This window comes from Pseudodesulfovibrio piezophilus C1TLV30 (genome assembly GCF_000341895.1).
Classification (GTDB): domain Bacteria; phylum Desulfobacterota; class Desulfovibrionia; order Desulfovibrionales; family Desulfovibrionaceae; genus Pseudodesulfovibrio; species Pseudodesulfovibrio piezophilus.
Genome location: NC_020409.1, coordinates 1,905,201 through 1,927,433, shown reverse-complemented (window position 1 = coordinate 1,927,433; position 22,233 = coordinate 1,905,201). Strand labels below are relative to the sequence as shown.

Here is a 22,233-nt window from a genome sequence, read left to right as displayed (position 1 = left end):
AAAAGATGGCAAGCGGGAGACTGTGAATGTCACGTTCCATTTTTGAATGAGTGGGAAAGTCAGTCCTTATTGGCCCATTATTTTGAGCAGGGTCTTTTCAAAAAACCCCTGCTGTTTCATGTTCTTGAGAGTCTTCGCTATCCGAGGAGCCAGGGCTGCATGTTTTTTGGAGAAATAAGCGTACATATTCTTTTTGGATAAAACGCACAGTAATCGTATTCCAGAGTCGCTGAACTGTTTTGAGCAGAGAAACTCCTGAGCCGTATATTGATTTGCCATGACGAAAACCGCGATTTCTCCCGCTGCCAAAGCTTTGAAACCATCAAGTTGGGTTTGAAATTCGTGAAGGAACCGGGGGGGGACAGTCCCGGTCAAGTTCTTTTTGCTGATGAAGTTACCCTTTCTGTAGCCAACTGTCATGCCAAGCGTGGACAGGCTTTTCCACCCTTTCACAGGGAGAGGAGAGCATGCGTATGCGCCCCATTCCAAGGTGTGCGTGGAGAAGTTGATTCTGACATATCCGGGATATCCGTCTCGTCCGGTCAGAGAGCCTACCCTGTGGACATCCCCATCCAATATCATTTGGTTAACCTGGCTGGTCATCTCTTTGAGATTCGGGATGTAGATTACATGGAGTTGAAGCCCGTTTCGTTTGAATGCTTCTGTCAATAAAACCTTCTGGTATTTGTGTGTGAAAGTATCCGGGGGCGAGGCTGTGCCAAAGGAGAAGTCCACTTGGGAAGGCTCGGCAGCAGGCGTAATCGAGGTGAATGCAACAGTCGAAAGTATCCAGCATAAAAAAAATATCAGAATGCGTTGCCTCATGCTTACCTCCCTGGAAGTCGGTCTGTAATCTGGCGAGAAATATTTTGTCTACAGTGTCTCTTGTGTCGGGGAAATTGAACATGATAGTTTTGGGGAGGGAATGTTTTTATGAAAACTGAACGCTGTGGTCAATTGGCATTGAAGTTGTTACCATGGGAAAGAAGGCATGAAAGGGATGTTGTTGAGTCCAATACAGAGGAAGAAATGACCATGACAAAATCAATGATGGATCTGCCTATGAACACCAAAAGTACGACGTGTACCTGTGGTGGACCGGCAAAATATATCGAGACAGTATGCCCCTGTTGTGGTGAAAAGGGGATGCGAGTCAAAGCGGGAACCGTGCGGTATCTGCTCACGGACACATTCCGTGAACAGGCTGTGGAAAAAATCTATGGTCTCTGCCTTTCTCCAGATTGTTCTGTTGCCTGGTATGCGCAGGATGGGTCGCATCATTTCACGGTTGATCAGACAGACACCCCGATATGGAGCAAGAGAGGTGCCGAACCGGCATATATCTGCTATTGTAATAGGATCACCCGAGAGATGATTCGGCATGGCGTTGCAGTCAAAGGGCTGAGAACAATGGAGGAAATTGTCCTGCTGCATCGTTCGGAAGTGACTTCGGCCTGCGCCACCCGGCACCCGGCAGGGCAGTGTTGTGAAGAAACCTTTGCACAGATTATTGCTGAAGAGGTCAAGGAGTCCCTTGGCTGCCGCTGTTCCTGATCCGGGGCTTGGGCTCTGTGTTCGCGGTGATGGTATGAAAGTTGTTTCGAAAATTCTAGAAATATAGTTGACAAGAAAGGATTGCCCTCAGTATGATCACATGCATGAGCAAGGAAATGGAACTTCATGCCAAGCGACTCGGCGAATTGGGGAACCTGACTCGCCTGTCTATTTTTCGGGTGCTGGTCAAGGCAGGCCGGAAAGGGGTGGCTGTGGGTGATGTGCAGAAAATTTTGGATATTCCAGGATCGACCCTGTCGCATCATATATCACGGATGGTCAATGCCGGGCTGGTAGAGCAACGCAGGGAAAGCCGGACGTTGTATTGTCTGCCGCTTATGGATGCCGTGAAGGAGACTGCGGATTTTCTGTTGTCGGAGTGTTGCTCTGGGAATATTGTTCCAAAATAGGTGCGTGTTTTTTTGTGCTAATTATTCTAGATTTCTAGAAATATGGAGATGAGATGAATTATTTTCAAACTCTGGTTGGTCCGGGCAATTCTGCGTGGGTGGTGAAGCTTGCAGGCTCGGCTGACTTCTTTGTCTTTGCGTTTGTTGAACTGGCTGTGCTTTTTGTGGGGATCAGCTTTCTGGTTGGGGTTATCAACGAGTTCGTTCCTGCGGAGAAAATCAAATCCATCCTGTCAGAACGGCAGGGCCGAGGGTATCTGGCAGGGGCTGTCCTGGGGGCCATTACACCGTTTTGCAGTTGTTCGACCATCCCGATGACAGTCGGCCTGCTCAAGGCGCGGGCAGGATTTGGACCGACCATGACGTTCCTGTTCACGTCCCCTTTGGTTAATCCGATCATTGTCGGGCTTTTTCTGACCCTGTTCGGAGCAAAGACAACAGCTCTCTATGTGTTCATGGCCTTGGTGTTGGCCATATTTGCGGGGTGGGGGTTGCACCGCTTGAATTTTCAGAGATTCATTAAGGATGATCTTTTGGATCGGGGAAGCCTCGGCGGCTGTGCCTGCTCCACATCCACGCCTGGCGGTGGAGGCGATACCTCTGTTACGATACTGCCCATGGCTCCGGCAGGTGTTCAAAATCCAGCCAAGGGGGAGCCTTCGCGGTGGAATAGGATTTTTCACGATGCCTTAGGGCAGTTTCTCAAACTCATGCCATTGATCACCCTTGGTCTTGTTATCGGTGCTCTGCTACACGGGTTTGTTCCCTCCGATGTGGTTGCTCGGTATGCTGGTGCAGACAATGCCCTGGCCGTACCATTTTCCGCCTTGATAGGTGTTCCCTTGTATGTGCGTGCTTCGACTCTGCTGCCTATCGGTCTCTCGCTCATGGGTAAAGGGATGAGTCTGGGGGCGGTGGTTGCGCTTGTCATTGGAGGGGCCGGAGCCAGTCTTCCCGAGATGATCATGCTCAAGGGGCTGTTTCGGTGGCCTGTGATTAGTGCTTTCCTCTGCTCAGTTTTCGGTATGGCGATAACCACTGGCTTTGTTATGAACTGGCTTGGCTGAAGCCATGTAATGATCCGGTGACTTCCTGGACGGGGAGCACCGGATTTTTTCTTAGTCCCCCTGAAAGCACCTTTGCAGGGTTGACTCCGACCATCTTTCATATCAAAAGAATCCATGCTGAATTCTCAAATGACACTTGGGCAACTCATCGAAAAAGCCATGAAAATGGAAACGCTTGCCTATGAATTTTATGATAGGCTGGAAACCCACTTCGGGAAGAATGAAGCGTTTGTTCAATGCCTGTCCGGTATCAAGGAAGATGAAGTACTTCACCTTCGGGCCTTGACGGAAATCAGGGATTCCCTGTCCGAAATTCGACTGGAGGCCCCTGTCACTTCCGAAGCTGTCCATGGTATCGAGAAGGCGATTGAGACGATGGAAAGTCTTGAGTTGTCGCCGTCCACAGACGTGGATACGGTCATCGATTCGATGAGAATCGTCGAAGATGTAGAGTTCGATGTGGTCATGGCTTTTGTGGATGCGGATGAAATCTGTTTTGAATTTACTCGTGATTACCTGAAAAATGAATCTCTTGACCATGCCCGGAAGGTCTTTCTTGCCCAACAAAGTCTTTATTAGGTTTGTCTACTTCTAAAGCCCAATAAAATAAGCAGGTTCTTTACCCCGTTTACAGGAGGGGCTTCGGCGGGTATGTTGCCTGCCGAAGAGAAAGCCAAACCCGTCGTGAGGCGGGGACGGAAAGCCACGGGTCTTTTTCGGCAATAATGCCGGGATACAAGATAGCCGGGTTGCCAAGAGTCTGCCCGAATGATTTGCAATGCACCTCGGGGCCGTGACGATTCGGCGCCCCAGGGAAATATGCATATGGAAAACAGTGCCTCGGTAGACGAAGCCAAGCCTGTTCGCAAGAAACGGTTCGGGGTCTTTAAAATTTCACCTTTCATGGTCATCCCGTCGCGGAGAGTTGGGTTTGCCCTGTTTCTCAAGCAGGGGGAAACCTATGTCCTTTATGCGGAAAAGGGCGTGCTCCTGGCTGACATTCACAAAAGTCGGCTGACTCGTCTCGGCGTGGATCATTTGTATGTTAAAGTTGAAGATTACGCTGCCTATACTTCCTATCTTCAGGAGAATCTCCTCCAACTTTTATATGACGAAGACATCCCTGTTGCAGAGCGGGCACGGGTCTGGAATGATGCTGCGGTTTCTCTGGCCCGTGAGGCTTTTACTCGCGATTTGCCCAAGAGGACCGGTAAGCGGGAGTTCCTCAAAATCAAGAAGTTGGTCAACAGCAGTTTGAAATTCCTGGCGCGGGCTGATGCCATACGGGAGTTGACCCGGTTTATTGCGGAGGGTGAGGAAGTCTTTTTGCACGGAATCGGAGTCATGGTCATGACTCTGAGCGTGATGAACACATATGTGAAGGATGAAGACCTGTTGGTCGCAGTCGGTATGGGGGCCATGTTTCACGATATCGGGAAGTTGGAGTTGCCAGAGACCCTTTTTTTCCGGCACAGAGAAAGCCTGAACAAGGAGGAAAGGGAATTGGTCGAATCCCATCCTGCCCTCGGTGTGGGGGTTTGTTCTTCCCTGCCGCTGCCTCAGGAGACGCTGCAATGTATTCTCTTCCACCATGAGCGCATGGATGGGTCGGGGTATCCTTCTGGTGCTCATGGAGAGATGCTACCGTCCTATGTCAAGGTCCTTTCCCTATGTAATGAATATGACAACCTTATTCGCGGAACATCCCTTGTTAAAAAGCTGACCCCATTCGAAGCTTTGACACGCATTAAAAGTCGTAAGACCGCACACGATCCAGAGATGCTGACTATGCTGATTTCTGTTTTGTCCAAGGCAAAATTGACCTGATCGCGTTTGAATTTCCATTCCCTCACCAGAAAAGCGAAGGCCGGTCCGTTGTATTCATGCGGACCGGCCTTCGTGATGGTGTGTGATGGTGTTGATTATCGTTTGGTCGCCCAAACTGCATATATCGGGTCACTTGAGGGCGTACCGTCTTCTCCTTTTGCTGCGTCAGATGAGGACCATCCGCGGTCGGAGTACGTGGTTATCCCCTCATACTCCCCAGAACGGATAAAGTACTGACTGACGAGCCCCATGCGCTCGAAGTCCAGGAGTTCTCTCCATATATGTACCACCTTTGGTTGAAACCACTGGTTGGAAAAGACCACGATAAACATGCCACCTGGGCGAAGGACCCGTGCGGCTTCATCGAAAATCTCAAAGGGTTTTGTCAGGTACTCGATGCCCCCGGTCGAGATGATGGCGTCAAAGCTGTTGTCCGCAAAGGGGAGTTTGGGATCTTCGTTGAGATTGTGAACACTATTTGCTGTCAGTGCAGTGTTGTCTTCCATCTCCCGCTTGTTAAGCCCGAGCCCTGTCATTGATCGAGGCTTCAAAGCAGAAGGAAGGTGAGAAGTCTGTCCGGCCATGAGGTCGAGAATATCCATGCCGTCCGTGAGCAGGTGTCCATAGGCGGTTTGCACATTGTGTCTGGCTTGGTTGTCCAGGTGATGGATACGATGCGGGTTGGCGTAAAAGTCGGCATCTCCGGCCTCATCTTCCCGCTTAAAAGGTTCATTGCCAAGAAAATCTGTTGGAGAGTCAAGCAGGCGGACTTGCATGCCGGGGCCACTGAAGAAAATATCCGGCCAGCGATTGAGCACTCCCTTTGCGCTGCTTTTGTCCGTTATTTCGATGACCTTGGCTTTCATCGTAACTTCACGACCTGCCATGGGGTGGTTCAGGTCGGCCTTGAATCCGCCCCGGTCCACGTTGACCACGCGAAATGGTGTAGTGGAGTCCGGACGAGTACCGGGAACGGAAGCAATGAAATATTTAGGATAATACCGCCCGATGCGTGGGCGCATATCAAGCTCATTGGGTTGAAAGCGGGCTATGGGCATATCCAGAATCTTGCCTGGTTTGAAGGCCGGGACTTCTGATGGATCGAGCGTCATCTGGACGGAATCTCCTTCACCAAGTCCCCGCATGCGGCTTTTGACGCCGACAGGCAGAATGTCGCGGGTAAAGCTGACATTCCTGGCCAGATAATTCTCAATATGTGATGCATGAGAACTCTTCCAGGTGAAGGTGAAATATATTGTCGCCAGGGAATCCTGTGCGATATGAGCCATGGTGGCCTCCTTGCAAGCAAAAAATGAGATGAAATGTGTCAAAAAAGGGAGTAGGATTTTGACGTTTACGTCTAATCATAGCTTAAACAAGGGAAAAGGCAAAGGTATCTTGGATATTGCCTTTTCCCCGGACTGAATGTAGGACCACGCCCATGAGCAAAGTCGGAAAATCGTCGCGCAGGCGGCCTCGTAAGCGGATATGCCCGCCACCGCCCCTTCGTTCGCAAAGAATGTATATCCGCCTTGATCCGGCGAAAATCGGCTTGTTTCGATTTTTGCTTGAAGGGTATGACAACCTAGGTATCTTTACCGTGACCAATAAGTTCAAGGGGATTTTGCAACTGTGGTATAGTCCTCACCAGAAAAAGGAAATCCGGCAGTTTCTGCAAGCACTGAGGACTGAAATGGATGTCGAGGTCGTTTCGACAGGCTTGGAGAAGAAAACGTCTCTCTTTGGTGAGAAGATCTCTTGACATTTGTCGGATTCTTTGGATAAGGTATCCTGCTCATAGACTACGGGCCAGTAGCTCAGTTGGCAGAGCCACCGGCTCATAACCGGTCGGTCCCAGGTTCGAATCCTGGCTGGCCCACCAATCCCCCCTCAGGCGGGAGGAATGATTGATTCCATACGATACAGGAACGATGTTCAACGCATATGTCTTGAAGTATCCCGTGAAGGCCGCAGGCTGGGATATAGATGAAGAAAATAATGCTCCCGAGGGGGAATCCCTACGGGAGCATTCTCTTTCTGGTAATGAGGTGTAAATATATGAAAATAAAAGATATTTTGCCGATTTTCCGTCGTTTGGCTCCAGAGGAAAACCAGAGCGCCTGGGACAACTGTGGCGTGCAGATTGCTGGTTCGCTGGGGGAAACTGATCGTGTGGCCGTCTGTCTTGAGCCGACCCCGTCCATGGTGTCCAAGTGCCTGGATTGGGAGGCGGGTGTGATTCTGACCCATCACCCGCTTTACATGAAGCCCAAGGCACTGGATTCCAACAACATGTTTATGAATGTGGTCCGCCAGATGGTGAACCATGGAGCATGGCTCTACGCAGCGCATACTTCTCTTGATACCCGACCCGACGGTCCCGCCTTTTGGCTGGGCAAGGCTCTGAAACTTGAGGACACACGGTTCCTGGAGGTTGAGCGGGGCATGGCCCCCATCGAGGTGTCTTTCTATCTGGAAGAATCCATTGATCGGAAGACCGCAGATATATGGGCGGACAGCGATGGCGTTCATTCCGTGTCTCAGAATCGTACCGGTGAAGTTCGTGTGGTTTGCGATGAAGATTCCTGGAGTGGGGTTGCCGGAAGCATTGAATTTTCACTTGGGCACAAACCACTTTTTTATATTCGTTCCCTGACCGCCCCTCGGCGGGAAATGGGTTTTGGTCAAGTCGGGACGCTGCCTGCGCCCATGCCATGGGATGCCTTCTCGGAAATGTTGGGCGGGCTTATCGATCGGGAGGCGTATACCGTTTCCGGGCCCAAACCTGCGACTGTCAGGACGGTCGCTTATTGCGGTGGTTCCGGCGCATCTCTTATCGGTGAGGCATCACAGGCAGGGGCGGATGTCTTTATCACTGGAGACATGAAGTACCACCCGGCAGTTGAGACAGATATTTGTGTGGCGGATGTCGGGCATTTTTCTTTGGAAGAGGAAATGATGCGTCTGTTCGCCATGGAGTTGGACCAGGTTTTCGGGGCGGTGGAAGTCCGTTTTTTCAAGGGTGAAGACCCTTTTCGGTTCCACATCAGGCACGATGGATAGAACCGCGCTGACGCGTGATTTCAATAAATGAGCGAGGTAACAGCATGTACGAAAAACAGATCGAGCAATTGATCATTCTGCAACAGGTCGATGACGAGATCATCATTCTTCAGGAAGAGATTGAAAAGGCTCCTCTGGAGTTGGCTGACCTGGAAAGCCAGATGAGCGATTTTGACGAGCGTCGGACGCAGATTCAGGAGCGCATCACCCTCCTCAAGGACCAGAAAAAGAAACTGGCCGTTGAGATTGAAGAGGATGCAGGAAAGATCAAGAAGAGTAAAAACAAGCTCATGTTGGTCGGCAATACCAAGGAATATCACGCCATGATGCGCGAGATGGATTCTCTGGAGAAGCTTAACCGGATGCGTGAGGAAGAGCAGGTCGCCGTCAATGAAGAGCTGGACAGGCAGGATGAAGCCACTAAGGCCCTGAAAGAAGATATGAGCGGCGTGCAGGAACAGTATGATGCGCTGAAGACAACTCTGGATGTGCGTCTTGCCGAAGCACAGAAGAAATTGGACAGCCTGAATCGCAAGCGGAAAAAGGCATGCAAGGTCGTTCCCCCGCCTATCCTCGGGCGGTATGAGTTCATTCGTTCCCGTATGCAGAATCCGGTCATCGTTCCGGTCAGCAGCGGTGTTTGCTATGGCTGTCACATCATGATTCCGCCGCAGATTTACAATGATCTGCAAAAGGGACAGCAGATCTTGAGTTGCCCCAATTGTCAACGTCTTATCCACTGGCAGCGCCAGGGCGAAGACGACGAGTAGGAAAACTTCTTCGTTCACAGTTCATGTATATCAGGGAGGACCAGCGGGAGAGTCCTGCGGTCCACGTCCGTGTTTCGAAAGTGAGCGAAGTGATGGATATTTGAAAAAAAGTCTGGAGCCGGACAGACTGTCGCCGCGATTTGTATCGGGGAGGAAAGTCCGGGCTCCACAGGGCAGAACGCTGGGTAACTCCCAGGGGGAGCGATCTCCGTCACGTGCAACAGAGAGTAGACCGCCTTCGGGTATATCCCGGAGGTAAGGGTGAAAGGGTGGGGTAAGAGCCCACCGGCTGTCGTAGTGATACGGCAGGCCAGGTGAACTCCGTTCGGAGCAAGACCAAATAGGGTAGCGCAGTAGATCGGCCCGATCGAGCTACCGGGTAGGTTGCTTGAGGCGTCTGGTAACAGCCGTCCTAGATGAATGACAGTTGCCCCGAAAGGGGAACAAGACCCGGCTTATCGACCGACTCCAGACTTGAAATAGCGCACCGGAGGGGATGATTCCTCTCCGGTGCGACCACAAATGGCGTGCGAATGAACAGATGTTCCGGGTTGGAGCAACTTTTTTCGCCGGAGCCAATACAGGATTGTGTGCATGAATCGACCTCTGAAGAACACATGGAGCATTATTCTCGCCGCAGGGTCCGGCTCCCGATTGGGCGAGGCCGCAGGTGGTGTTCGAAAGCAATATCTTGAGTTCAAGGGCGCACCGCTTTTTTGGCATTCGGCCAGAACATTTTCCCGCGTGGCGGGAGTCAAGGGTGTGGTTTTCGTTTTCCCGCCGGAAGATGTCATTCCCATGGAGAAACAGCTCCGTCAGTTTTTCAAGGCCGAAGAGCTTGGTCTCAGATGGAAGGTCTGTGCTGGCGGGGAACGCAGGCAGGATTCGGTTCGTCATGGGGTGGCTGAATTGCCTCGCGACTGCGACGGAGTTCTGGTCCATGATTCCGCCCGCCCATTTGTTTCCGCACGACTCGTCCGTGAATTGATCGACTGTCTCGATCAGGGCGCACAGGCTGCCACTCCCGGCCTGTCCATCACGGACACCATCAAGCGGGTGGCGGATGGTGTCGTGACCGAAACATTGGTTCGAGCAGAGCTTCGCAGCGTCCAGACACCACAGATTTTTGAGACCGCTCTCTTGATGCAGGCTCACGAACAGGCCGTCCAAGAGGGGTGGGATGTTACCGACGATGCCAGCATGGTGGAACGGATAGCCGAAGTGATCGTCATTCCCGGCGAGCAGGGGAATATCAAGATTACGACTCCTCAGGATCTTGCCAAACTCGAAGAGCCGCGTGTGACGGTTCCCTGTGTCGGCTGGGGGTATGATGTGCATCGATTCGGTGGTGAGCACGATCGGCCTCTGGTGATTGGCGGAGTCCCCATCGCGGGACCGTACCACATTCTTGCTCATTCTGATGGTGATGTCCTTTTACATGCCTTGGCCGATGCCATACTCGGCACATTCGGTGGCGGGGATATAGGCACGCATTTCCCGGATACCGATGAAAAATTTTCCGGCGCGGACAGTTCTCTCCTGCTCAAGGAAGTTCTCGCCATGGCCGATGAAGCCGGTGCGCGTCTTGTTCATGCAGATCTGACTCTTATTGCCCAAGTGCCGCGCATGGCTCCCCATTCCGCCCAGATTGCCAAAAATCTGTGCAGAGTACTGGGGCTTGAGCGGCATCAAGTGAATTTCAAGGCCACCACAGAAGAAAAACTTGGCTTCACGGGCCAGAAAAAAGGCATCAAGGCCGTGGCCACAGTGACGGCACTGAGGGAAGTTTGACAATGTCTCGTATCTGGAAATTCTTTTTTTCTTTCTGTTTGTTCATTGCGGTTTGCTCTTTCGGGCTTATGTGGTTTGTGAACAGTGAAGTCTCCAGAGAGATAGATCGTGTCGTGGCCGAAACTCCGGGACTGGAGCTTTCTTATGGTGACCTTTCCGTCTCACTGACAGACCATGCGGTGACACTGGAAAATGTCGAGACGCATCTTCCTGACGGAAAATATTTCACTGCGGATGTTCTGCGTATTTCTCGGTTTGACCAAGAGAATCCGGTTCCGCATTTTGCGACGGTGGAGGCAATCGGAGTCTCCATGGAAACCACATTTTCCAATTTCGGGTCATGGGCAGCCCCATTGCTCGCATCGGGATTTTCCACGGTTCACGGGAGCTTTGGCATGAGCTATGAGTATGATGCCAAAGAGAAACAACTGAAAGTGGACGAACTGGTCGTGAAAGCCGAAGACTTGGGAGATCTGCATTTGGCGACAACTCTGGATAGGCTTGACCTGGATGCATTCCGTATGGAAAAAATCATTGGTTTGCGCATGGAACACGCGATGCTGACTGTGACGGACCATGGCATGGTCAGAGCCGTTGTCCATTCCATCGCCAAAAGTTTCGGGACAAGTGATCCTGTGGCTCGTAATCAGATGGTGACAGAGCTTGCCCTCATGGCAGATTATGCCGGGGATTCGAAAAATCCTGTGGCAGAGGGAGTCCTGACCGGATTACGAAAGTTTCTTGTGAAGCCCGGAACGCTTTTCCTGGAGGCAAAGCCTGTGGAACCAGTTCCGTTTCTGGCGTGTTTTCTGGGGCGGGATATTTATGAAAATATGCGCTTGATGAATATCTCCGCAACGGCGGGATCAAACGACGATATTTAATCGATTTATAGTAATTACAAGAGAATAACGACGGAGCTTTTTGATGAGACTCTACAATACCCTGGCGCGGCAGAAGCAGGAATTTACCCCGATACACGAAAACAAGGTCAACATGTATGTGTGCGGTATCACCGCTTATGACTTGTGTCATATCGGACATGCCCGTTCCAGTGTGGTCTTTGATGTACTTTACCGCTATCTGCGTCATAAGGGTTTTGATGTCACATTCATCCGCAACTTTACAGATATTGACGACAAGATCATCAAGCGGGCCAATGAGGTCGGCAAGGAAGCGGGCGAGATAGCTGAAAAATTCATTGGTGAATTTTATGTGGACATGGATAGGCTTTCCGTCAACCGAGCTGACATCGAACCGAAATGTACCGAACATATCCCGGAAATGATCGCATTGACTCAACACCTTATCGAGACAGACCACGCCTATGCCACCCCGTCGGGCGATGTCTATTTTCGTGTTCGTTCCTTTGAGGACTATGGCAAGCTTTCGGGCCGGAATGTGGATGAGTTGGAGTCCGGGGCGCGCATTGCTCCGGGCGAAGAGAAGCAGGACCCTCTCGACTTCGCCCTTTGGAAAGGAGCCAAGCCCGGCGAGCCTTCCTGGGAATCTCCCTGGGGGCAGGGGCGTCCTGGCTGGCATCTCGAATGTTCCGCCATGAGCGAAAAATATGCTCCGTTGCCGCTGGATATCCATGGTGGCGGACAGGATTTGTCTTTTCCGCACCATGAGAACGAGATAGCCCAATCCGAGGCGGCCACAGGGAAACCGTTTGCCAAGTATTGGGTCCACAACGGGTTTGTGCAGATCAATTCGGAGAAAATGTCGAAATCTCTTGGCAATTTTTTCACCATTCGGGATATTCTGGACAAATTTTTACCTGAGACGCTGCGGTATTTCCTGTTGACCATGCATTACCGCTCTCCCCTGGACTTTTCGTTTGAGGCTCTTGAGGAAGCGGAAAAAGGCATCAAGCGCATTTACTCAGCCCTGGCGCAGGCCGATGTGGAACTTGCCAAGACTCAATGGAAGAAATCTCCTTTCCCGGAAGAGCTGGTCACGGAGTTGGACGAGATCGAGAAGCATTGGGTCGAGGCCATGGAAGATGACATGAATACCGCGGGAGCGCTGGGGCATGTGTTTTCCGCCATTCGCCTGACCGGACGCATTGTCGAAGACAAGAATCTGCGCAAGTCGGAAGGGGGCCGGGATATGCTCCTTCGCATTATGGATGACATGAAAACCTGGGGTGCTGTCCTGGGGATTTTTGAATGTCAGCCAGAAGATTTTCTGGTGGAACTGCGCGACAACCGAGCCGTACGTTCCGATATTGATCCGGTCAGGGTGCAGAAGTTGCTCGGTGCTCGCAAAGAAGCTCGTGCCAATAAGGATTTTGAAAAATCTGACGCCATTCGAGATGAATTGATGGCCATGAAAGTTGAAGTGAAAGATACCCCGCAAGGGGCGACGTGGGATGTCCTGTAGAAGGGCTTTCCTCTTGGTAGATAAGATAGAAAATGGCTCTCCGAGATCGGGGAGCCTTTTTTTCTGGTGCGGGAGAATGCGGAACCATGCATGAGGGCCGTTGCTCAGTGCCGTCTTTGTGTGGGAATTTCTCGGCATAGGGATTTTTCTTCTGTGAAAAAGGCTCTGGTTTCCGTGCAGGGCGGTTTTTCACTATTGAAAAGACAGAAGGGAAAACCGCCTGCGGCGGGATTGTCAGGTGGTTTCGCCTTCGATGGCTCAAGAGCCCTTTTCTTGAGAAGCCCATTCTTGCCATTGGCGAAATCGAGAGATGATATGGAAATGAGTTTCCCATGAAGAATCCCCCAGAAACAAATGTCTCCGGGGGATTCTGTCCATCTGTCAAGAGTTCTGGAAAAGGCCTCCGGTTTCCGGGAGGTCTTTGCTGTTATTCTTCTATACCCATGCCTGGGTGATGCATGGGATAATCCATCATATCAATATGGCAGACCGAGCAGCTTCCGTCGGCACCAAAGCTCTGGGCTGCTCCCATGTATTGCAGAGGTAAAACGTTGTCCCGTTCCGTTGCGGGGTATATGGCATGGGGGCTTCCGTGGCATCCGGCGCAGTGTATGGCTTCCATGTCGTCGCGTCGGATGGAATAAAGGGCACCTTCATCTTTGGTCCAGGTATTGAAGCCCATATCGGTTTCCGGTGTTTCAAAGTCCACATGGCAGGTCAGGCAGTCCGGTTCGTTGATCCAGGGTTTTCTGGGATTGATGCTTTCGATAGTCTGGTCTCCACTGGGCTTGATCAGTGATAATAATCTGTCTGCGGTTTTCTTGCCCTGCACTTGATCGGCCTTGAGCAGGGATATGGCGTGATTTTCCATGGAGCCGTGGCAATTGGTGCACTCTAGACCCACGCCTTTGTGCTGTCCTCGCAGGGAGTTCTTCGGGTGGCATTTCAGGCAGGAATCCTCTGCATCCCGTCCGGCCAGAAAAACGGCATGGGTACCGTGAATGGCGGCGGAAAGCGTTGGATAGCCATTTGATCCTTGTGCATTTTGAGCTGGATCATCATGGCATTCTATGCAGAGGATAGGGCCTTTTTTTGCTCGTTCCACATGATTTGTATTATTCATGCGGTCGTGTGTTTCGAGGATGTTGGCTGCCGTGGGCGAGGCTATGCCGTGTCCATTCTGTTCCCAATCCCCGCCATGACAATTGCGACAGCCCATTTGGTCACTGGTCGGGACTGTCACTTTGGCTGTTGCCAGGATTTCATCTTCAGGCGTTCGGGCTTCCAGGGTCATTATAGGCAGTGGCTCAAAGACGCCGTCCTTGAAGGGATGAATCGCCAATCGCCCCTCAAATCGTCCGGCCTCTGGGAATGCCTCAAGCTCGCCGCTCAGATTCTCACCTTTGAATCCCGGTTCCATGCTGTAGTGCATCTTGATGTCTTCAGTGACTATTTCTGGAGAGCTGCCTCGTCGTACGAGTTGGGCACGCATCATGTTTCCGGCAGGGAGGAGGGTGAATTGCCTTGATTGAACATAGAACTGCATACCCTGATCAGCCCATGCCGTCAGGGTGTATTCGGAGTGGACGGAATCAAAAGGAGCAGGTGTGGTCGGTTCCGGTGTCGGGATGGCGACAGGTTCTACACTTTCATTTTTGTTCAGCCCTTGGGCGATATAGATCGCCAACGCAGTTTTTTCCTGCCTCGTGCCGATGAAGGGGGGCATGTATCTGTTGAGTTTGCCCATGCCTGTCAGGAAGGCTTCCATGGCGTTGGTGTCATAGTTTCGTGTGCGTTTGCGGATTTCGTTCATGGGACCGCCGATGGAGTGGCAGGAAGCACATTCGAGTTGGTAGAGGAATTCACCCGCCTGCATCACATTGGCATCGGTTATGCCGGTTTTCAGCTCATGTGGTGCCCATCGCGCACTGGCAATGGCCCCTTTCTGGTTGATGACCGGGACTTGTGCTTTGATTATGGAGTTGGAGTAGGCGTAGTTCCAGATGAGGTAGGGTTTGCGTCCTGATTCCCTGATGAATTCGAATGAACCGAAGAGGCCCTGTCCGGCGAGCAGGACAATCAATGCCAGGGGAAAGCTCATGGCTCGGGGCAGTTTGATGGCCAGAGCCAACCCACCAAGGAGCGTCAGAACGCCGAAAATCCAGAACCACTGCATGAAGTCGGAGACACGGTGGGACTTGAGCAGGATCATTTCCTGCTGTGGCGCAGGCAGAGCCGTCACATACCAGTACCCGGCTGCCATGGTTGCCAAAACGCCGAGGATGGTCCAGGCGGAGCAGGTCCGGACGGTGGTGTGCCGTGTTGTTGTATCGGGAATGCGTGTGGCGGTGACAAAGCCGAATAGTCCGGCACAGGCCGCAGAAAAAAAGCTTCGGAAGACCAATGCTGGCCAGAACGAGGGATTGAAAAAACCATCCCAGAATGATCCTGTTTCGAGCCAGTCCCCAGGTGTGAGCATGAATCCGATGATACCGTTAATCAGGAACAGGGAAAGCCATCCGAAAAGAAAGTAGAGCCAGCCCACAGTCATATGGTCGCCGGGTTTCATGGTTTTCCATGTGTAATAGTAGATGATCAGGGCGACTATCTCGCCCAGAAAACAGACCCATTCCGCGGCCCAGCCAAAGACGAACTGGTGGATGAGGGTGATGGTTGCCTGCGGTGCGAGCAGTGCGATGGTGAACCAGATTGCCACACCGGTCACCGCTCCGAAAACCATGGTCAGCAGGAGGAAGAACTTGGTGTGTTTTTTTGCGTATTCGAGCAGGTGCGGGTTTTCCGAACGGTAGGCGGCTCGTTCCGTCAGGACCAGAAAAAGTCCGCCGCCTACAGCAAAGTGGGCTACGTAGACATGAACCGTGGCTATGAAGGCGATCCAGAAACCGCCAGCCAGAGTGGTGAGATGCCAGATAGGATATTCCATGAGTTACGCCTCCCCCCCACGAGATTTGAAATAGAGTTTGAGCATGTACCCGATCAGGGCAAGACCGACAACGAGGAAGCCGATAAAGAGATACAGTGAGCCATACTGGTGAGTGATCGGGGTTGTTTCTATCCGAAACCATGGTTCGAGGTAGAGAGTGCGAACCCAGTGCCGGGTGAAGCTCATGAAGAGCACCGTGGTTGCGGCCCATACAGCCGTTTGTGTGGTCTTTTTCCGAATCGCGGCCCAGAGCATAAGAGCAGCCGAGGCAAGGGCGGCTACGAAAGTGGCGGTGGCAGGCAGGGTCTGCCCCATGAAATTGAGCATCATGTTTCCGGGCAGGGCCATGAGAAACCAGAGGCCGATGGCGATATTAACGATGGTCGCGCGGATGAACCACGTCAGGCCGATTGCCACGTATTCTTCCTGCTTGCGCCAGTGCCCGAGCAGAGCGATGAAGACTCCTCCTATGGCGACTGTTCCGACCATGAAATGAAGGAACCGGGGATAAATGGCGGGGTCTCCCCAATTGAGAAAGGCCGTATGCCCCTCGAAGTACCGGGACCATATTTCGGGACGGAGCATGATTGTCATGTTGTTGGAGAGCATGAACCCGACATAAAGCAGTCCGCCAACAGAGAGGGAAAAGATGGCCAGTCGTCGTGGGCGAGACATGGAGTCATAGGCGAATTTATAAGCGTAGAGACCATAATAAGAGAGAATGAGGACCGGGATGACACAGAGCCACCAGCCTCCCATGAGGACGGAACTGACGTAATCGAATTGTCCGTAATTGACTTGTAGGAACAGGAGGGGAGCCACTCCCAGGTTGATGGTCAGGGCCAGAAGCGGAGGGAGTTTCTGGCCGATGTCACGAGTGAGGCCCTCTTTGCCTTTGAAGGCATGCACAAGGCCGATGGCAGCGGAACCGAGCATGGAGTTCATGAAAAGGATATGGGCGGCGAATGTGATGACGAGCAGTGCGTCGAACCATGGCCACGGGACAGGAATAGGCTCTGCCAAGGGAATGAGCGATGCGGGATTCATGGGGCCTCCTAAGTGTTAAGCCGTATTCTATATGGGATTTCATCGGTAGACACAATCCCCTGCCGACAATACCGTTAAATTACACAAGACGAAAAAGGAATTCTTTGTTTATAATGGCTTGAAGTTATTACGGCAGGTATCGTCCAAAGTAGTCTTCGGGGGAGTTGGGTGGTTCCGCTTGAGAGATCAATCATAAAACGGAGTGAGCAGGCGTGAAGATCGGAACGAAGTTGACGACATTAGGAGTGGCGTTGGTGGGGCTGACGACACTTGGAATTCTGGCTATTTTGTTTTGGCAGAGTTCTAAGATCGGCATGAAACTGTCGGATTATTTTGATAAACAGGCGGAACATACAATCGAATTGGCGGTCGATGATGCCAGGAATCTACTGTCCACACAGCATGCGACATTATCCAACCAGTTGGAAAACGACATGCGCGTTCTGCTGGACGTTGTTGATCGAGCGGGTGGGATAACACTCTCGACAGAGCCTGAGGAATGGACGGCTCTCAATCAGATTACCAAAGAGAAGAGCCGGGTTGAATTACCCAGGATGCTTTTCGGTGACACCTGGTTCGGCCACAATGCGGACCCGAATAAAACAACGCCCATGGTCGATGAGATCATGCGTATGACAGGGACAACCTGTACCGTTTTTCAGACAATGAATGCACAGGGTGATTTGTTGCGCGTGGCAACGAATATCATGAAGCTTGATGGGAACCGGGCGGTAGGAACGTATATCCCCAGCTCCAGTATTGTCGCCCAGACGATCAAGTCCGGCGAAACGTATCGGGGGACCGCATATGTGGTCAACGCATGGTACCTGACACAGTATCGGCCGATCAAGGACGCTTCCGGGAATGTTCTGGGCTGTCTGTACGTCGGCATCCTTCAGGAGGGAGTCCAGCAGTTGCGCGACGGACTCAAGTCCGTGGTGCTCGGCGAGACAGGATATCTTTCGGTTGTGGGTGGGTCCGGTACAGCTGCCGGAGTTGTCAAAATGCATAAGAACAATTCCAGAGAGGGAGACAACCTGCTTGAGTCCAAAGACCAGAATGGGATGCTGGTGTACAAGGACCTTTTCGAGGCTGCCAAACAGGCTAATGGCGAAGCGGTAACGCGTGATGCCACGCTTGATGGTAAGGAAGTCATTTTGACTGCCTCCTATTTCAAGCCATGGGACTGGATTATTGTCGGAACAGGCTTTGTGCAGGAATTCATGGAGGGCAAACATGAAGCGGCTGTTGCCTTGGCCAATGCCAAATGGTGGTCTGGTGTCATCGGAGTGCTCATGGTCGTTTTGGGTGTCTTTATTTCTTTTTACTTTGGCCGCAACATGAGTCTGTCCATCAGCCGGATCGTGGCCGTCATGAGTGATATTGATCGCGGCAATCTCAATGTTCAGCAATTACCGGTCAACTCCAGAGGTCCCAAGGATGAGCTTGAGGCATTGGGAGCTGCGGTGAACTCCATGACACACAAGTTGCGTGAGGTTGTGACCAATATACAGAGTACGGCCGGAAGCGTGACAAACGGGAGTTCGGAGCTGGCAATGACCTCGCAGTCGCTCTCCGAAGGAGCAACCAACCAGGCCAGTGCCGTGGAAGAGGTTTCCGCCTCCATGGAAGAAATGACATCAAACATCGAGCAGAATACCGAGAATGCCAATCAGACGGAAAAGATAGCACGCCAGGCTGCGGAGGATGCGCGTCAGGGTGGTGACTCTGTGGGCAAGACTGTAGAGGCCATGCGACAGATTGCAGATAAGATTGCCATTATCGAGGAGATTGCCCGTCAGACCAATCTGCTGGCGCTTAACGCCGCCATTGAAGCAGCTCGAGCCGGAGAACATGGCAAGGGATTTGCCGTTGTCGCTGCCGAGGTGCGCAAGTTGGCCGAACGAAGTGGTGTGGCCGCTGCCGAGATCAGTGAACTTTCAGCGAGCAGTGTCCAGATTGCCGAACAGGCCGGGAAGATGCTTGAGAAAATGGTTCCGGACATCAATAAAACTGCGGAACTGGTGCAAGAAATTGCCGTTGGCAGTAATGAGCAGCATACCGGGGCAACACAAATCAAGAATGCCATGTTGGAACTTGATCGCGTTGTTCAACAAAATTCTGCCGAGTCCGAAGAGGTGGCCGCGTCCTCGGAGGAATTGGCGAGTCATGCCGCGATCATGCAGGAAAATATTGGTTACTTCAGTATTGGTGTTGGCAACGTAGGCACGCACAAAACAGTTCGTGTTACTCAGTCCACTCCCAAAACTCCTTCAAGACCGGCGCCCAAACCGCTTCCTTCCAAGGCTGCGCCCAAGGCTCCAGAGGGTGGGGTCGCCCTGGATTTGGGGGATGACGACGATGAGGATTTTGAGCGCTTCTAAAGTGGCGTTCAGGGAATGAGGCAGGCCCGTATCCCTGTGGATGCGGGCCTTGTCTTTTGCCCGGAAACAGGTAGGTATTCCGTGAAAGGAGACGATCATGGGAACAACACTGCTCTTTGACGCAGGAAATACCAATACAAAGATTTGCCTGGCTGACGAAAAAGGTCTCGGAACAAGTTATACCCTCCCGACACGACCGGCCAACACGGCTGATGACTGGGGTATCAAGATCGAGGCCATTCTGGCTCGAGAAGGAGTCACCTCAAGAGATGTCGAGGCGTGTGTCATCTCTTCCGTCGTCCCTCCGCTGGACCCGTTGATCTCAAGCATGGCCCGTCGTTTTTTCGATTGTGATGCCCTTTTTGCAGGACGGACTCTCAAGATTGCTTTGGAAAATTGCTATGCTCGCCCCGAGCAGGTCGGCGCGGATATCCTGGTTGGATGCCTCGCCGCACGCATGATGCATGAGTCTGAAAATATAATTGTTATTGATTTTGGAACCGCTACGACTCTGGCCTGTGTCAAAGGGAGCGCCTTCAAGGGCGGATTGATTTGTCCCGGTGTTCTTTCTTCGACAGCAGCCTTGGCGAGCGGCACGGCAAAGTTGCCTAAAGTTGATCTCGAGATACATAATAAGACTCTGTCATGGGGAACGACTACGGAAGAGTGTCTCAATCAGGGGCTTGTCTTCGGTTTCGGGTCCATGGTTGACGGTCTTGTCGAAAAGCTGTCGGAGAAGATGGAAGATCCCTTTGTCGTCGCAACAGGCGGTTTGGCACGTAATGTTGCGCAAGTCAGTCGTCGTATTGATCAGATTCGTCCGGAGTTGGTCATGGAAGGATTGTGGCTGGCGTATTCCAATCATGAATGAGAGAAAAATAACTTTTAGTAATTTCGGTATATTTGATTTGAAAGCGCCCCATCTCTTCTCAGAGTTGGGGCGCTGCCATGAGTTCTTCAGTCTGTCAGGTCTCTTTTAGAAACGTTCAAATTCTCCGTCATCCATATCCAGCTCAAGCCCGGAGCCTGAGGGAGCCACCGTCTTTGCTGTATGAGTCTTCGTTGGTGGGGAAGGCAAAGCGACGCTGTTGGGCGGAACAACAGAAACACCCCTGGAGCCTCGGTTTGCATGGCGTACCTGGAAGAAAGCGATCGTCTGTTCAAGATGTTGACTCTGGCCGGAAAGCTCCTCGCTTGTGCTGGCCATTTCCTCGGCTGCCGAGGCGTTTTGTTGAATGACGGTATCAAGTTGGGACATGGCTCGATTAATCTCTTCCGCTCCGGTATTTTGTTCATTACTCGCTGTTGCGATCTGTTGGACCAGCTCGGCGGTTCGGCGAATATTGGGGACCAGGGTGTCCAACATTTTTCCGGCACGTTCAGCTATATCCACCGATGTCGTGGATAGTTGACTGATCTCACCAGCGGCCTGCCCACTCCGTTCGGCCAACTTGCGAACCTCGGCAGCGACAACGGCAAATCCCTTGCCGTGTTCTCCGGCCCGAGCTGCTTCAATGGCTGCATTGAGCGCCAGCAGATTGGTTTGTCGGGCTATTTCCTCGATAATAGAAATCTTCTCTGCAATATTCTTCATGGCACTGACGGCCTCGGTGACTGCGGTTCCGCTTTCTCCGGCATCTCGGGCCGAGGTCTTGGCTATTTCTTCCGTCGTAATGGCGTTTTCAGTGTTCTGGCGGATATTCCCAGCCATCTGTTCGACGGATGCTGACACTTCCTCAACAGCTGCGGCCTGTTCGGTGGCTCCCTGCGAGAGCATTTGTGCTGATGAGGAAAGCTCATTGCTTCCGCTTGCGACATTGGATGAACTGACTCTGACACTGGTGACCACCTCGGTGAGCTTGGCAGCCATGTCTCGCATGTCGCCATAAACCCCGACAGCTTGGGCATCAAGGTCCAGATCAAGGTTCCCTTGAGCGATGCTCTTCGCGATACCGGCGATCTCTGCCGGGTCCTGACCCAATTGGTGTTGGGTGGTCCTGATAATGAGGAAAGCAGTGCCCAGACCAACGATTGTAGCCAGAAGGCCTATGATAATCAGGAACATCGTTGTTCTGTCATTGGTCGATTGAAGCTCTGGACCGAGTGCGTTTTGATCCTCTATGATGGAGAGTTTCACCTTTTCCACATTCTGTGCAATGGCCGGGCCGAGGCTATCCAGATTCTCGTTTATAACCTTGTTGCGTCTGCCGATTATCTTGGTCACCATCTCAAACGCTTCATTGTAAGTGGTTTGCATTTCCATGACGTCTGCAAGGATTTTACGACGTTCAGGGTTCCGGAGATTCCCTTGGAGTGTGAACATCTCCTGGCTGAATTCCTTTATTTCCTTTCGAACACGTTCGATGCATGGCCGGGAATTGTCGTCCAGAAATTTCATTACGTAAAGTCGGGCCAGAAGAAGGTTCCGCATTGCCAGACCGCTTCGATAGGCAGATTCCATATCGTTATCCAGCTTCGCCGTTGTCAGGATTTTAGTCAGACCTTTTTCCATCTTCGGGCCAAGGTCATTCAGTACGTTGTTGACGAGGTGATCTCTTTCGGCCCTGTACTGAATTATTTCCTCAAAATATTTTCCGTATTGAGCGACAAGGCTGTCCGCATCATCAATAAGCCCGGCCCGTCCCGGATTATCGATGCCTTTGTGCGCAGCCTCCATAAACTCTTTCATTTTCATGAAATAGTCATTGTACTCCTGTTTGTCCTCTTCGCTGCCCGAGAGGATGAAATCCTTCACGTTCATGCGAACCATCAGCATATTTGCCTGAAGTCTGCCGCTGAGGTTTGAATCGCGAGCCAGTCCCCGGTATCGCAGAAAACCGTTACTCGAATTTTCTAAGGCCCAGAGGGAGACTCCTGCAAGAATCAGGAGTAGGCAGAGCACGGAACCAAATCCCAAATACAATTTACTGGCTAATTTCATTTCACGGTCCTCTCTCAGGGTTATCTCTTTTCACTGTGAACTTTACCTGA

Annotated in this window: 19 protein-coding genes, 1 tRNA gene, 1 other RNA gene and 1 riboswitch; of the genes, 16 read left to right on the top strand and 5 right to left on the bottom strand. The window is 51.8% G+C overall.

Annotated elements, in window-relative coordinates; all coding sequences use genetic code 11:
- Window positions 1-66: 66 nt before the first annotated feature.
- Window positions 67-825, bottom strand: coding sequence for a substrate-binding periplasmic protein (locus BN4_RS09225; protein WP_015415118.1), 759 nt, complete (start codon window positions 823-825; stop codon window positions 67-69).
- 108 nt (window positions 826-933) lie between these two features.
- On the opposite strand from BN4_RS09225, the gene BN4_RS17185 reads away from it, so the two are divergent.
- The 5 genes from BN4_RS17185 (at window position 934) to BN4_RS09200 (ending at window position 4,858) form a co-directional block, all read left to right on the top strand.
- On the top strand, window positions 934-1,554 hold the full coding sequence (locus tag BN4_RS17185; RefSeq protein ID WP_015415117.1) for a (2Fe-2S)-binding protein: 621 nt from the start codon (window positions 934-936) through the stop codon (window positions 1,552-1,554).
- Between the two features lie 92 nt (window positions 1,555-1,646).
- Window positions 1,647-1,964 (top strand): ArsR/SmtB family transcription factor, encoded by a 318-nt coding sequence (locus tag BN4_RS09215; RefSeq protein WP_015415116.1) that lies wholly within the window; start codon window positions 1,647-1,649, stop codon window positions 1,962-1,964.
- 53 nt (window positions 1,965-2,017) lie between these two features.
- Entirely contained in the window at window positions 2,018-3,031 is a 1,014-nt protein-coding gene (locus tag BN4_RS09210) for a permease (protein ID WP_015415115.1), read from the top strand.
- A 114-nt stretch (window positions 3,032-3,145) separates the two neighbouring features.
- Entirely contained in the window at window positions 3,146-3,610 is a 465-nt protein-coding gene (locus BN4_RS09205; RefSeq protein WP_015415114.1) for a hypothetical protein, read from the top strand.
- Between the two features lie 83 nt (window positions 3,611-3,693).
- A riboswitch (cyclic di-GMP riboswitch) is annotated at window positions 3,694-3,788 on the top strand.
- A gap of 68 nt (window positions 3,789-3,856) precedes the next feature.
- On the top strand, window positions 3,857-4,858 hold the full coding sequence (locus BN4_RS09200) for an HD-GYP domain-containing protein (RefSeq protein WP_157871332.1): 1,002 nt from the start codon (window positions 3,857-3,859) through the stop codon (window positions 4,856-4,858).
- 95 nt (window positions 4,859-4,953) lie between these two features.
- Here the strand turns inward: BN4_RS09200 and BN4_RS09195 are convergent, their stop codons facing one another.
- Entirely contained in the window at window positions 4,954-6,147 is a 1,194-nt protein-coding gene (locus BN4_RS09195; RefSeq protein WP_015415112.1) for a methyltransferase domain-containing protein, read from the bottom strand.
- 152 nt (window positions 6,148-6,299) lie between these two features.
- Between BN4_RS09195 and BN4_RS09190 the strand changes: the two genes are divergently transcribed.
- The 9 genes from BN4_RS09190 to cysS all read left to right on the top strand — a co-directional run bounded on the left by BN4_RS09190 (window position 6,300) and on the right by cysS (window position 12,867).
- On the top strand, window positions 6,300-6,620 hold the full coding sequence (locus tag BN4_RS09190; protein ID WP_015415111.1) for a DUF4911 domain-containing protein: 321 nt from the start codon (window positions 6,300-6,302) through the stop codon (window positions 6,618-6,620).
- Window positions 6,621-6,664: 44 nt separating this feature from the next.
- Window positions 6,665-6,740, top strand: a tRNA-Ile gene (locus BN4_RS09185).
- Between the two features lie 25 nt (window positions 6,741-6,765).
- The gene (locus BN4_RS17875; protein ID WP_015415110.1) at window positions 6,766-6,912 is read left to right on the top strand and encodes a hypothetical protein; all 147 of its coding nucleotides are present in this window, start codon (window positions 6,766-6,768) and stop codon (window positions 6,910-6,912) included.
- 4 nt (window positions 6,913-6,916) lie between these two features.
- Entirely contained in the window at window positions 6,917-7,921 is a 1,005-nt protein-coding gene (locus tag BN4_RS09180; protein WP_015415109.1) for a Nif3-like dinuclear metal center hexameric protein, read from the top strand.
- A gap of 44 nt (window positions 7,922-7,965) precedes the next feature.
- Window positions 7,966-8,691, top strand: a complete 726-nt coding sequence (locus tag BN4_RS09175; protein ID WP_015415108.1) for a zinc ribbon domain-containing protein — start codon at window positions 7,966-7,968, stop codon at window positions 8,689-8,691.
- Between the two features lie 114 nt (window positions 8,692-8,805).
- Window positions 8,806-9,165, top strand: an RNA gene (gene rnpB, locus BN4_RS17395) — RNase P RNA component class A.
- A gap of 120 nt (window positions 9,166-9,285) precedes the next feature.
- Window positions 9,286-10,482: a 2-C-methyl-D-erythritol 4-phosphate cytidylyltransferase gene (gene ispD, locus BN4_RS09170; RefSeq protein WP_015415107.1), complete on the top strand. Its 1,197-nt coding sequence runs from the start codon at window positions 9,286-9,288 to the stop codon at window positions 10,480-10,482.
- Between the two features lie 2 nt (window positions 10,483-10,484).
- The gene (locus tag BN4_RS09165) at window positions 10,485-11,366 is read left to right on the top strand and encodes a hypothetical protein (protein ID WP_015415106.1); all 882 of its coding nucleotides are present in this window, start codon (window positions 10,485-10,487) and stop codon (window positions 11,364-11,366) included.
- Between the two features lie 43 nt (window positions 11,367-11,409).
- Complete coding sequence (cysS, locus tag BN4_RS09160; protein WP_015415105.1) at window positions 11,410-12,867, top strand: cysteine--tRNA ligase; 1,458 nt, start codon at window positions 11,410-11,412, stop codon at window positions 12,865-12,867.
- Between the two features lie 427 nt (window positions 12,868-13,294).
- Here cysS and BN4_RS09150 read toward each other — a convergent pair whose 3' ends face one another.
- Both BN4_RS09150 and BN4_RS09145 read right to left on the bottom strand, forming a co-directional pair.
- Window positions 13,295-15,811 (bottom strand): cytochrome ubiquinol oxidase subunit I, encoded by a 2,517-nt coding sequence (locus BN4_RS09150; protein ID WP_015415104.1) that lies wholly within the window; start codon window positions 15,809-15,811, stop codon window positions 13,295-13,297.
- A gap of 3 nt (window positions 15,812-15,814) precedes the next feature.
- Entirely contained in the window at window positions 15,815-16,858 is a 1,044-nt protein-coding gene (locus tag BN4_RS09145; RefSeq protein WP_015415103.1) for a hypothetical protein, read from the bottom strand.
- Window positions 16,859-17,070: 212 nt separating this feature from the next.
- Between BN4_RS09145 and BN4_RS09140 the strand changes: the two genes are divergently transcribed.
- Both BN4_RS09140 and BN4_RS09135 read left to right on the top strand, forming a co-directional pair.
- Window positions 17,071-19,242, top strand: coding sequence for a methyl-accepting chemotaxis protein (locus BN4_RS09140; protein WP_015415102.1), 2,172 nt, complete (start codon window positions 17,071-17,073; stop codon window positions 19,240-19,242).
- A 97-nt stretch (window positions 19,243-19,339) separates the two neighbouring features.
- Entirely contained in the window at window positions 19,340-20,113 is a 774-nt protein-coding gene (locus BN4_RS09135) for a type III pantothenate kinase (protein WP_015415101.1), read from the top strand.
- Between the two features lie 105 nt (window positions 20,114-20,218).
- Here the strand turns inward: BN4_RS09135 and BN4_RS09130 are convergent, their stop codons facing one another.
- Window positions 20,219-22,183, bottom strand: a complete 1,965-nt coding sequence (locus tag BN4_RS09130; protein ID WP_015415100.1) for a methyl-accepting chemotaxis protein — start codon at window positions 22,181-22,183, stop codon at window positions 20,219-20,221.
- Window positions 22,184-22,233 lie beyond the last annotated feature (50 nt).